General features: G+C 67.8%; 13 protein-coding genes and 1 tRNA gene. 7 read left to right on the forward strand and 7 right to left on the reverse strand.

What is annotated here, in order from left to right:
- Positions 1-233 precede the first annotated feature (233 nt).
- The gene (locus DKM19_RS46425) at positions 234-1,034 is read left to right on the forward strand and encodes a helix-turn-helix transcriptional regulator (protein ID WP_110704970.1); all 801 of its coding nucleotides are present in this window, start codon (positions 234-236) and stop codon (positions 1,032-1,034) included.
- Positions 1,035-1,247: 213 nt separating this feature from the next.
- On the opposite strand, the gene DKM19_RS46430 is transcribed toward DKM19_RS46425, so the two are convergent.
- From DKM19_RS46430 to DKM19_RS46445, 4 genes are all read right to left on the reverse strand, one after another.
- Positions 1,248-1,337 (reverse strand) — tRNA-Ser (locus tag DKM19_RS46430).
- A 24-nt stretch (positions 1,338-1,361) separates the two neighbouring features.
- Positions 1,362-1,805: a tRNA adenosine(34) deaminase TadA gene (gene tadA, locus DKM19_RS46435; RefSeq protein ID WP_110706472.1), complete on the reverse strand. Its 444-nt coding sequence runs from the start codon at positions 1,803-1,805 to the stop codon at positions 1,362-1,364.
- 58 nt (positions 1,806-1,863) lie between these two features.
- Positions 1,864-2,355: a tRNA adenosine deaminase-associated protein gene (locus tag DKM19_RS46440; RefSeq protein ID WP_110704971.1), complete on the reverse strand. Its 492-nt coding sequence runs from the start codon at positions 2,353-2,355 to the stop codon at positions 1,864-1,866.
- Positions 2,356-2,371: 16 nt separating this feature from the next.
- A complete protein-coding gene (locus tag DKM19_RS46445) occupies positions 2,372-2,881 on the reverse strand; it encodes a tRNA adenosine deaminase-associated protein (protein WP_204358542.1) in 510 nt (169 codons plus the stop codon).
- Positions 2,882-3,085: 204 nt separating this feature from the next.
- On the opposite strand from DKM19_RS46445, the gene upp reads away from it, so the two are divergent.
- The 5 genes from upp to DKM19_RS46470 all read left to right on the forward strand — a co-directional run bounded on the left by upp (position 3,086) and on the right by DKM19_RS46470 (position 7,244).
- Complete coding sequence (gene upp, locus DKM19_RS46450) at positions 3,086-3,724, forward strand: uracil phosphoribosyltransferase (protein WP_110704973.1); 639 nt, start codon at positions 3,086-3,088, stop codon at positions 3,722-3,724.
- A gap of 151 nt (positions 3,725-3,875) precedes the next feature.
- The gene (locus DKM19_RS46455; protein WP_089209100.1) at positions 3,876-4,106 is read left to right on the forward strand and encodes a hypothetical protein; all 231 of its coding nucleotides are present in this window, start codon (positions 3,876-3,878) and stop codon (positions 4,104-4,106) included.
- Between the two features lie 312 nt (positions 4,107-4,418).
- Entirely contained in the window at positions 4,419-4,958 is a 540-nt protein-coding gene (locus DKM19_RS46460) for a PH domain-containing protein (RefSeq protein WP_089209101.1), read from the forward strand.
- Positions 4,959-5,084: 126 nt separating this feature from the next.
- Entirely contained in the window at positions 5,085-6,446 is a 1,362-nt protein-coding gene (locus DKM19_RS46465; RefSeq protein WP_110704974.1) for a helix-turn-helix domain-containing protein, read from the forward strand.
- A 108-nt stretch (positions 6,447-6,554) separates the two neighbouring features.
- Positions 6,555-7,244, forward strand: coding sequence for a FadR/GntR family transcriptional regulator (locus DKM19_RS46470; RefSeq protein WP_110704975.1), 690 nt, complete (start codon positions 6,555-6,557; stop codon positions 7,242-7,244).
- 106 nt (positions 7,245-7,350) lie between these two features.
- On the opposite strand, the gene dnaN is transcribed toward DKM19_RS46470, so the two are convergent.
- From dnaN to DKM19_RS46485, 3 genes are all read right to left on the reverse strand, one after another.
- A complete protein-coding gene (gene dnaN, locus DKM19_RS46475) occupies positions 7,351-8,448 on the reverse strand; it encodes a DNA polymerase III subunit beta (protein ID WP_110704976.1) in 1,098 nt (365 codons plus the stop codon).
- Between the two features lie 262 nt (positions 8,449-8,710).
- The gene (locus tag DKM19_RS46480) at positions 8,711-9,370 is read right to left on the reverse strand and encodes a response regulator transcription factor (RefSeq protein ID WP_239513965.1); all 660 of its coding nucleotides are present in this window, start codon (positions 9,368-9,370) and stop codon (positions 8,711-8,713) included.
- Positions 9,367-10,899 (reverse strand): histidine kinase, encoded by a 1,533-nt coding sequence (locus DKM19_RS46485; RefSeq protein WP_110706473.1) that lies wholly within the window; start codon positions 10,897-10,899, stop codon positions 9,367-9,369. The genes DKM19_RS46480 and DKM19_RS46485 overlap by 4 nt, the downstream gene beginning before the upstream one ends.
- Positions 10,900-11,033: 134 nt before the next feature.
- Here DKM19_RS46485 and DKM19_RS46490 point away from each other — a divergent pair, with 134 nt between their 5' ends.
- On the forward strand, positions 11,034-11,933 hold the full coding sequence (locus DKM19_RS46490; protein ID WP_110704978.1) for an ABC transporter ATP-binding protein: 900 nt from the start codon (positions 11,034-11,036) through the stop codon (positions 11,931-11,933).
- Positions 11,934-11,936: the final 3 nt, after the last annotated feature.

An 11,936-nucleotide genomic window follows, 5' to 3' on the forward strand; every position in this document is an offset into this window, starting at 1 on the left:
GTCCTCCGTGTTCCGCCACGGCGAAAGCACGGCCACCCCGTCCTCGGTTGGACCGGAACTGCAATTCCGGTTGGACGCTAACAGCCGCACATGCGAGACATAAGTGGACTTTTTTGTCATAGAGCTGCGACACCCTGGGGGCGGCCGTTCGCTCCCGCCGACGGTCGCCCGCACCGAGCAGCGGGGCGGGGAAGCCGTCCCTGCCGTTCACCCGCCCGCTGTAACCTGGCGAAATGCGTGATGGGCGACAGCTGGGCGCGTTCCTTACCGCGCGCAGGAAGGTGACACCCCCCAAACGGACAGGGCTCCAGCCGGACGGCCGGCGGCGCGCGTCGGGGCTGAGTCGCCAAGAGACCGCCCAGCTGGCCGGGATCAGTCGCGACTACTACATCCGGATCGAACAGGGCCGGGTGCCGCACCCCTCCCACCGTGTACTCGAGGCTCTGGCACAGGTCTTTCAACTCGATGCGGAAGCCACCCAATACCTGCACCGCCTCGCCAACCCCTCCACCGGCCGGCAAACGGCCGCGGATCCCACGGAGGCGAGGGCCCTGCAGCTCGTCCAGAAGCTGCACTGGCCGGCGATCGCGCTCAACCGCCGTATGGACGTGCTGGCCAGAAACCACCTGGGCACCCTCCTCCATGGAGGGCTGCAGCACGGCGACAACTTCCTGCGCATGCTCTTTCTCAACCCCGTGGCACGCGAGGGCATCCTGGAGTGGGAGCAGGAAGCCGCCATCCATGTGGCTCACCTTCGCGCCGCGACCGGAGTCTCCGGCCACTCCTTCGCCTCCGAGCTGGTCGAGGAGCTTTCGAGCGAGAGCAGGCACTTCCACGAGCTGTGGACGCGTCACGACGTGCGACTGAAAAGGCCCGGCCCCCTGCACCTGCGCTACAGCGGAGCGGGAGATTTGACCCTGCAGTGCGAGACGTTGTTCGTCGTCGACGCCGACCTGTACATCTTCACGTGCGAACCCGAGGTCGGCACCCCGTCGGAAAAGGCGCTGTCCTTGATGGCCTCCGGCTGGATCTGACGGGGGTCAAGACCGACGTCCTCAGCCCGCGGTAGATCACGCGCCCGTTCGCATCGGCTCTCTTTCTGAGAGATGCCGCGTTCTGCCTTCCGTACGGAAGGTGACACCGCCGGAACCGCATTCCATGATCGAGTCCGGGGCCCGTTTCCCCGTGATCGTGAAATGCGAAGAACCCCTGACCCATTCGTGCAGGTCAGAGGCTCTTTTTTTTAGTGGCGGTGGAGGTGGGATTTGAACCCACGGATAGGTTGCCCCATCACACGCTTTCGAGGCGTGCGCCCTCGGCCACTAGGCGACTCCACCGCGGAGCAGCTTACCGGATAACCGCTATAGCTCGCGCATCCGGCGAACAGCGAAGAACTCGGTGAGGATCTCCGCGCACTCGTCGGCCAGCACGCCCATGACGACCTCGGGGCGGTGGTTGAGACGGCGGTCCCTGACCACGTCCCAGAGCGAGCCCACGGCCCCGCCCTTGGCGTCGACGGCGCCGTAGACGATGCGGTCGACCCTGGCCAGCACGGAGGCCCCCGCGCACATGGTGCAGGGCTCCAGGGTGACCACCAGCGTGCAGCCGGTCAGCCGCCACCGCCCGAGCGCTCTCGCGGCCTCCCGCAGGGCGAGCACCTCGGCGTGCGCGGTGGGATCGACCGAGGACTCCCGGTCGTTTCCCGCCTGTGCCAGCACGGATCCGCCCGCGTCGAGGACGATCGCGCCGACCGGCACCTCACCGCGGAGACCGGCCGCCGCGGCCTGCGCCAGAGCCAGCCGCATCGCCGGGACGTAGTCCGTCACCGCGGTGTCACCGCAGCGTCCGTCACCGCGACGCCTGTCACCGCAGCCGGTCGAGCTCGTCCGCGAAGGCCAGGCGCTCGGCGATCACCGAGAGGGTGTCCCCCGGGAGGGCGCCCTCCTCCATGCTGAGCTCGACGAGCTCCTCGGAGCTCACTCCCAGGTCGTTCAGGAGCTCGAAGTCACCCGCCGGCCGTACGCCCAGCTCGGGGGTGTCCTTGTCCAGTGCGACCCCGGCCAGCTCGGTGAAGAGCTCCCCGAGATCGTCGGAGAGACCGGCATGCGCGTCGGACAGGAACGTGCGGGGCTCCAGGTCGCCCTGGTAGCGGACGATCGCGAACCACTCGTCCTCCACCTCCACGCACAGCAGGGCGAGTTCGTCACCGGTGAGCCCGAGATGCTCCTGAACGGCGTCGCCGATGTCGTCGACGATCTCGACGTGGCCGAGATCGACCTCCGCGCCGTTCCATCCGCCGGAGGTGCGGACGAAGGCTGCGGAGAACACGCTGTTGCCGGATGGTCTGGAGGGCATGGCCGATCTCCCGAGGTCAGCCGAACACAGAGTCGATGGCGCGCTCGAACGGCTCGGAGAATCCCAGCCGCGCGGCGATGCTGGACAGAACGTCTTCGGGGAGCAGGTCGATGTCCCCGGAGAGGATCCCGAGCTCCATCTCGTCGAGTCCCAGGTCAGCGAAGATCGACAGGTCCCCGGCGGGGAGCGCCGTCTCCTCCTCCTGGAGGATCTCGTCGAGCTCGTCCTCGTCGGGCACCGGCACGTCGAGGTATTCCAGCGCCTGCTGCGCGAGCGGGAAGTCCCAGGACGCGGCGATGTCGGAGAGGAAGACCTCCACCCGCTCGCCAAACACCCGTAGCGCCACGAAGAACTCATCCCCCACCGCAACCAGACCAATCGTGCCGTTCATGCTCGGCTGCTGGCGCAGTGCGTGGATCAGGCCGTCGAGATCCGAGGTGAGTGCCACCGGGAGCATCTCCGCTTCCCAGCGGCCCTCCTCGCGGTAGATCACGATGGCAAAGTCCAGCGAGTCTTCGTCCGACATGCCCATCCCCACCGATGTGTTCTCTACGGATGTCAATGCTTTCAGAAGCAGCTCACGGACGTAGGCCTCTCCTACCAAATTGTGATCAAATCCGAGTGAGCGGGCGATGTCGCGCAGGTGTCGCGCAGGGTTCCCTGAACAGTAGTCCAAGGCAGAAATCGCCCGTTATCCCCTGAGCGGCCATCCGGGATACCGTGGGCGTCCATGGAGACCCTGGTCGTTGACCATCCACTCGTAGCTCACAAGCTGACCGCGCTGCGGGACGCCAACACGGACTCACCCACCTTCAGGCGGCTCGCCGACGAGCTGGTGACGTTGCTCGCCTATGAGGCGACCCGGCAGGTCCGCGTCACCAAGGTCACCGTGCAGACCCCCGTCGCCCCGGCCCAGGGCGTACGGCTGGCACAGCCGTACCCGCTGGTGGTCCCGATCCTCCGCGCCGGTCTGGGCATGCTGGACGGCATGACCCGGCTGCTGCCGACGGCCGAGGTCGGCTTCCTCGGGATGGTCCGCAACGAGTCCACGCTGAAGGCGGAGACGTACGCCACCCGGCTTCCGGAAGACCTTTCCGGCCGGCAGGTCTACGTGGTCGACCCGATGCTGGCCACCGGCGGCACCCTCGCCGCGGCGATCGAGTTTCTCTTCGAGCGGGGCGCGGACGACGTGACCGCGCTGTGCCTGCTGGCCGCCCCGGAGGGAATCGCCCACCTGGACAAGGTCTTCGCCGGAAGCGGAAAGCCGATCCGCCTGGTGACCGCGGCCCTGGACGAGCGCCTGAACGAGAACGGTTACATCGTCCCCGGGCTCGGCGACGCCGGCGATCGCCTCTACGGCGTCGTCTAAAGCACCCACTATCCCCACGTTTTCGCCAAAAGGACGAGCGTTCCGGCGATCTCTAGTTACATACTGTGCTTACCTGGGTACGAAGAGTTGCGACAACATCTCTTCTGTGTTCCCGATCCGCAGGGACCGCGGGCGCACACCAGGGAGAACCATGAGCGAGCGAAGCATCCCGGACACGGAGCCAGACCCCTACGCGGATTTCAGCGCCGCGTTGCGGGACGAGTTCTCCGAGGTCCATCCGGCGACCACGGTGGCCCGCTGCATAGAGGCGGCACACTACGGCGCGCTGGAGGTCACCGGCCATGCCCATCCGGGCCTGGTCGAGCGGATCGCCCGCAAGCATCTCGAAGTCCTCGCGCTTGTCGCGAGCGAACGAGGGTGACGAGCGGCGATCACGCAGGTGATTGAGGGTTACATCAGCCGGAGCAGGCATCCATAAGAAGTCGAGACCGGATGAGCTGATGCGCTTTACCTCGCGATTGGCGTGGGTAATGTATACGTCGGGTGCAGTGGGTAAGTGGTAGAAGGAGACCGCAATGCAGGTTAAGCAGGTCCTAAAGTACGCAGGGGTCGGTTTTGTCGTGTTTTTCCTGTTCACGCGACCAAACGATGCCGCGAACACTACGGAGAACGTCATGAACGGAATACGTAAGGGAGCCGACTCCATGGCCCAATTCGTTTCCCATATGTCGTCATGAGGCTAGTGACCCACGGGGACTCAGCTCCCTCGTCGGTCAACCGCTACCTACTCCCCCACGAACACCAAGTCATCATGGTGCGGCGCCACCCAGCCGTGCTGCTTCGTCCGGTCGCCGAGGTCTTCGGCGGCCTGATCCTTGCCGGACTGCTCAGTAAGTGGTTCGGCTCCCAAGCAGGCGAAGGCGGTGGCGGCGCGCTCGTCGTCGTCTGGTGGGCCTGGCTCCTGCTGTTGATCCGCTTCGTCTGGAAGGTCGCGGAGTGGTCGGTCGACTACTTCGTGGTCACCTCCAAGCGCATGCTGCTCACCACGGGCCTCATCACCCGCAAGGTCGACATGATGCCGCTCGGCAAGGTGACCGACATGAGCTTCCAACGCTCGCTGCTCGGTCGCATGCTGGGATACGGCGAGTTTGTGCTGGAGTCGGCCGGCCAGGACCAGGCCCTGTCACGGGTCAACTACATTCCGTATCCGGAGACCCTCTACCTGGAGGTCTGCCAGATGCTCTTCCCCGGATCCAACGATTCGGATGATTGATCCCCCTACGGCATAGGGGTTGGCAAGAGTTCCGTCTGAGGATTTTTCACCTGGGGTTACCCGATTCGACTGCTTCATGCAATCATGGCGAGAACATATTGACCATCCCCCGCCCTGAGAGATCAGATGCCGAGTCAGGGAACCATCGGTGACCGCGTCCGCGGACTGCGGTTGAGTAGGCGCATGTCCCAGGCCCAGCTGGCTGGGCCTGACCTTTCCGACAGCTACGTCTCCCTCATTGAGTCCGGCAAGCGCACGCCGACCCCCGTGGTCGCGCGCCTCCTCGCCGAACGCCTGGGTTGTACCACCGAGTTCCTTCTCCATGGGATCGAACCGCGTCAGCGGATCGACACCGAGTTGGGCCTGCGCCACGCGGAGCTGGAGCTGTACCACGGCGACCCGGCCGTCGCCGCGGAGCGGTTCGGCGAGATCGTCAAGGTCGCCGGTGAGGAAAACGCCATGCTGGCCGCGCACGCGCGGCTCGGCCGAGCCCGGTCCCTGGAGTCCCAGGGTCGGATCGGTCCCGCGGTGGAAGCGTTCGAGCGACTCCGTCGCGAGGCCGCCGCCCACCCCGAGCGTCTGGCGGACCTGCCGCTGACGGTGGCTCTGAGCCGCTGCTACCAGCGCGCCGGAGACACCCTGCGTGCCTACGACCTGGCCGTTCACGCGCTCGCACAGGTCAACCGGCTGGGCCTAGCCCAGGGCGAGATCGCCGTGGACCTGGCCGCGTCCCTCGTGGAGAGCGAGGCCGCGCGCAAGCCGAACTCGCAGGCGATGTCCTACGCCCGGCATGTCCTGTCGGTCAACGGCGTCCCGACCGAGCTCAACCGCACCGCCGAGGTCCAGGCCCTGTGGCAGGCGAGCATCACCGCCGCCGAGGGTGAGGACTCCGCGCTGGCCGTTCACCTCGCCGACGACGCGATCGCGACCGGCCGTCCGGCACGGATGGCGTTCCGGCTCGCCCTGATCGCGATGGACTGGGCTCGGCTCACCGCCTCCATCGGCGGCGAGTCGCTCGACGAGGCCCACGAGTTCGCGACCGTCGCGAGCAAGGTCTTCACCGCGTTCCCCGAGCACGTTCACGAGCACGCCAAGAGCCACGTCGTGCTCGCCTACGTCCGGCTCAGGAGCGGCGACGCGGAAGGCGCGGCCAACCTGGCCGGGTCCGCCCTCGACGTGCTGAGGGACCAGCCGGGCACCGCCTTCGGGGCGACCGCACATCTGGTCCTCGCCGAGGTCGCGCTCACGCGTGGCGACACGAATGTCGCGGCCATCCTGCAGAGTGCCAGGGAAGTCCTCGGCGATCAGCCGTACGACCTCTCCGGCCCCGACCGGGAGGTAGCGCGGGTCTGGCGCGAACTGGGTGATCTGTACGGTCGGATCGGTGCGGGTGACGAGCAGATGAGCGCATATCGCAGGGCGCTTGAAGCTGCCGGAGTGCGCGGTGCGATGGTTGGCGTGACGGTCGATTCAGCACTGGTCCGGTAAAACACCCCGGCTTCTGGAGTTCCAAATTTGTTTTTGCTCCTCCGGAATATTTAGGGTCTACCAGTCATTGAATCGTAGGATGATTGGTTTCTCCGGAGGAGGCGGACTGTGAGTCTGCGTACGGCGCAGCGCGCATCCCTCGTCGACCAAGTGATCGATCAGCTCAAAGAGCAGATCACTTCGAACTCCTGGCAGATGCACGCGAAAATCCCGACCGAGACCGTGCTGGCCGAACAGCTCGGAGTGGGCCGCAACACCGTCCGTGAGGCGGTGCGTGCGCTCACCCATGCGGGTCTGCTCGAATGCCGCCAGGGCGACGGGACATACGTCCGTGCCACGAGCGAGCTCTCCGGGGCCATGCTGCGGCGGCTGCGCACCGCCGAGCAGCTGGAGATCCTGGAAGTACGGCGCGCGCTGGAAGTGGAAGCCGCTCGGCTCGCCGCGACCAGGCGCACCGATGACGACATCGTCCGGATCGAGGCCGCCCTGGCCGAACGAGAGCGGGCCTGGGAGCGCGGCGAGCCCAACGCGTTCGTCGAGGCCGACCTCGCCTTCCACATCGCGGTCGTCCACGCCACACACAACCTGGTCCTGATCGACCTCTACGAGGACTTCTCCGCCGCTCTGCGCGCCAGCATCACCGCGGCGGGCACCTCGCTCAACAGCACCTACATTCCCCACGAGGCCATCGCCCGTGCGATCGCGGCCGGCGACGCCGCGGCGGCCGAACACGCCGGTCACGCGTGCATGGAGCACATTCTGATCGCCCTGACCGATGCGCAGGAGCTCTCGGTCTAGAGCATTCGTTTCTCATTGAAAGGGCCTCACCCCCCGCGGGGGGTGAGGCCCTTTCAATGTCCTGCCGGATTCTTTTGATGCTCTGCCCCCAGGGGAGCGGGGACTCTCAGGGCAGGCGCAGGGACATCACGAGATAGCGGAAGGCGGGGTCGGCGTCACCGGGAACCTCGGCGACGAGGGCCGGACGGCTCGGGGACTCCATGTTGAGCCGGACGAGCTCGGTCTCGATCCCGCTCAGGCCGTCCAGCAGGAACTGGGACTGGAAGGCGATCTGGATGTCGTCACCGGACAGCTCGGCGTCCACCGTCTCGGTGCCGCGGCCGAGATCGCCGCCGCCCGCCTGGATGAGCACCTGGCCCTGGCTGAACGACAGCCGGATCGGGGTGTTGCGCTCGCCGACCAGCGCGACCCGCTTGATCGCCTCGACGAACGGCGCCACGTGCAGGTCGGCCCGGATCGACCAGTCGTCGGTCAGCCGCGCGCGGTAGTCGATGAACTGCTCGTCGAGCAGCCGGACCGTGGTGCTCCGGCCGACGCTCTCGAACCCGGCGACACCCTCGCCCAGCGCCATCGACACCTCGCCACCGCGCAGCGACCTGGCCACCTCCACCAGCACCCGCGCGGGCACCATGGCGGCGGCCGTTATCTCGGGCTGCTCGGGACGCCAGCCGAACTCCCTGGCCGCGATGCGATAACGGTCGGTGGTGGCCATGGTCACGGTCTCGCCGGAGATGTCGACCCGGATGCCGGTCAGCATGGGGAGCGTCTCGTCACGGCTGGCCGCCGGAGCCACCTGGCCGACCGCGCTCGCGAAGATCCCACCGCCGATGGCACCGATCCTGGGCGGCATCGTGGGCAGGGTCGGAAAGTCTTCCACCGGCATGGTGAGCAGGCCGAACTCCGCGCTTCCGCAGGTCAGCACCGCCTCGGAGCCGCTGGTGACGATCTCCACCACCTCGGCGGGCAGGCTGCGGGTGATCTCGGCGAGGATCCGGCCCGGGATCAGCACCCGGCCGGGCTCGGCCACATCCGCCTCGATCGAGGCTCTGGCCGAGACGTCGTAGTCGAAGGCCGACAGCACGAGACCGTCGTCGGCCTCCAGGAGCAGGCCGGAGAGCACAGGCATGGCCGGGCGGCTCGGCAGCACCCGGGCGGCCCAGGCCACAGCGTCGGCCAGGACATCACGGTTAACCCGGAACTTCACCTGATCATCCCTTCGTCCTGAACGGCATCACCACATGCGGGAACCGTATTCCAACAGACGTTAGCCGGTCTGACCGACAGAACGTCAGACAGCCACACATCCCCGGCGCGAACGCGTCCTCGTGGGCGGTTTCGGCCCGGCCCCGGGCGGGATCGAGGCGGGCGAGGACAGAGCCCTGCGGGCCGGTGTCCAGCGCCGACCTCGAGGATTTTCGGCCTCGGCCTCGAAGGCGGGGGCACGACCTCGCGGGCCGGCTCCGGCGCTAGCCGCGGGCGGCGTTGAGGTAGGTGAGGACGGCGAGGACGCGGCGGTTGTCGTCGTCGGAGGGGACGAGGTCGAGCTTGCCGAAGATGCTGGCCGTGTGCTTGCCGACCGCGCTCTCGCTGAGGAAGAGTCGCTGGGAGATGGCCGCGTTGGAACGGCCTTCGGCCATCAGCTCCAGCACCTCGCGCTCGCGCGGCGTCAGCGCGGCGAGCGGCTCGTGCCTGGCGGTGCTCACCAGGAGCTTGGCGATCACCTCGGGGTCCATCGCGGTGCCGCCCCCGGCGACCCTGCGGACCGCGTCGACGAACTGCTCGGCGTTGAAGACGCGGTCCTTGAGGAGATAGCCGATCGCCCCGGAGCCGTCGGCCAGGAGCTCTCGTGCGTAGAGCTGCTCGACGTGCTGGGAGAGCACGAGCACCGGCAGCCCGGGGACCGCCTTGCGTGCGGCCAGCGCCGCCTGGAGCCCTTCGTCGGTGAACGTCGGCGGAAGCCGTACGTCCACCACGGCCACGTCGGGCCGCTTCTCCATCAGCGCGTTCAGCAGCTCGGGCCCGGACTCGACGGCCGCGACGACCTCGAAGTCGTGTGCCTGCAGCAGATGGACCAGGCCTTCTCGCAGCAGATAGAGGTCTTCGGCGATGACGACTCTGAGGCTCACCTGCAGAACCATAGGCGGGACGGGGTGGCCTCCGCCATCCAGCGCTGATGCGAGTGCCGTATGGGGATCAGCAGGGCCGTGGCGTACAGGGAGACGCCGAGGACGATATTGAAGATGATCGCCGGCCACTGCCACGGCTCGGGCAGGTAGAGCGCGTAGAACCAGCTGAAATCCTGCTGGCCGGCAAGCTTCGCGACCATCGTGACCAGCCCCTGCGGGAAGAGGGGAAGCCAGCCGATGCCCCAGCCGATCCCGACGATGATGCTCTTCCAGAGGGGCAGTTTCGGCTTCTTGTCCTCGTCGCCCCCGATGAGCAGCGCGGTCGGCAGGTCGAACGTCGCCGTGGTCGGGCCGCCCGGCGGGCTGCTGACCGCGAGCACCCCGTCGAAGGCCACCAGCCTCCTCTCGATGCCGCGCAGGCCACTGCCCAGGGAGGGGTCGGCGCCGCCGGAGCCGTCGTCGGTGACCGTGACGCGCAGCGCCCGGTCATGGCCGCTGATGTCGATCCACACGCGGTCCGCGCCACCGTGGCGGGCCGCGTTGGCGAGCAACTCGCTGATCGAGAAGTAGGCGGCCGACTCCACCGGCGACTCCGGACGCGCGTTCAGATCGACGGTGACCGTGACCTTCAGCGGGCTGTCCAGCGCGAGGGCCCGTACGGCGTCGCCGAGGCCGCGCTCGGCCAGGACCGGCGGATGGATGCCCCTGACCAGCCCGCGCAGCTCGGTGAGCGCCGTGGACGAGGCCTCCCTGACCTTGCCCAGCAGCGCCTTCGCCGCCAGCGGATCCTTCTCCATCAGCTCCTCGACCGCGCCGAGGGTCATGCCCATGGCGACGAGCCTCGCCTGTGCCCCGTCGTGCAGGTCGCGCTCGATCCGCCGCAGCTCGGCCGCCTGGGAGTCGACCGCGTCCATGCGAACCTGGTCGAGCCGCTGGACCCGGTTGGCCAGCACGGACCTCGCCGTGGGCGCCAGCAACAGGTGGTTCCACCGTCCGTACCCCCGCAGCGACCAGGGCATCGCGGCCACCGCGGCGATCGCGGCGCCCAGCCCCAGGGACATGGCGACCGGGTTCGACTGCCACGGTGTCACCAGGCAGTATCCGATCACAGCGAAGGGCAGCAGCAGGAGCGTCCCGCCGACCACCGGGTTCAGGAGCAGCCAGAGCCCGTCCCGCCAGGTGGCCGGGTCGCTGAACATCCACAGCCAGCGCTTGTTCCAGTCGGGCCATCGCGGTGTCTTGTAGAGCCGGCGCTCGTGGCGGTACCAGCCGTCGGCCTGGGGCCGGGTCGGCAGCGGCTCCGGCCGGTACGGGGCCTGCGTTTCGACACCGAGCAGGGTGCCGTTCAGCCTTCTTGCGAGCCTCGTACGGTATCTGATCAGCCAGGCCATCGGGGGGAACAGGAAGATCATCCCCAGCCCGAAGCTCAGTGCCAGGGCCACCGCGGCCAGTGTCACCAGGACGACGTCCGACAGGGCGAGCATCCCCAGGGCGAGGGCCCGTCCGATCGTCGTCGCGTGTTTCCTCATGCCCATCAGTTTCGACGATCGGACCGGATGCGCCCAGTGTCGCTGGGTGCCGTACCGCAGTGGAGGTAACTACACCCCTGCCGGGTGCCCAGGTGGATTCTCCGGCGGCGGCGCGGCTCCTACCGTCGTTGAACATGAAGGTCATCGAGGTCAGCAACCTCCGCAAGCAGTACCGTGACCAGCTCGCGGTGGACGACGTGTCGTTCACCGTCGAGGAGGGCGAGATCTTCGGCGTTCTCGGCCCCAACGGCGCCGGCAAGACGACCACCGTCGAGTGCGTCGCCGGCCTGCGCACCCCCGACTCCGGCACCGTCAGGGTGCTCGGCGGCCTCAGCGGCACGAAGCTCAAGAACCAGCTCGGCATCCAGCTCCAGAGCTCCATACTCCCAGGAAAGATCAAGGTCTGGGAGGCGCTCGACCTCTATGCCTCCTTCTACCGGGTCCCCGCGAACTGGGTCACGCTGCTGGAGCGGGTGGGGCTCGCCGACAAGCGGAACACCCCCTACGGCAAGCTCTCCGGCGGTCAGCAGCAGCGGCTCTCCATCGCCCTGGCCCTGATCGGCAATCCCCGCGTGGCGATCCTGGACGAGCTGACCACCGGCCTGGACCCGCAGGCCCGCCGGGACACCTGGAACCTCATCGAGCAGATCCGCGAGGACGGGGTGACGATCGTGCTGGTCACCCACTTCATGGAGGAGGCCGAACGGCTCTGCGACCGGCTCGCCCTGATCGACTCCGGCCGGGTGGTCGCCGTCGACAGCCCGCCGGGGCTGATCGCGATGATCGACCGGCAGCAGACCGTCACGTTCCGGCGCTCCCGCTCGTTCGACGACGCGGTGCTCAGGAACCTGGCGGAGGTGACCGGGGTGAGCCGCACCGGCGAGCAGGTCACGGTCACCGGCACCGGCAACCTGCTCCTGGCGATCGCCACTGCCCTGACCTCCGTCGGCGTCGTCCCCGCCGACCTGCGGATGGAGCAGGCGACCCTCGACGACGCCTTCCTCGCCCTCACCGGCAAGCAGATCTCCGCCTGACCT

Source organism: Streptosporangium sp. 'caverna', assembly GCF_003203775.1.
GTDB classification, from domain to species: domain Bacteria; phylum Actinomycetota; class Actinomycetes; order Streptosporangiales; family Streptosporangiaceae; genus Streptosporangium; species Streptosporangium subroseum.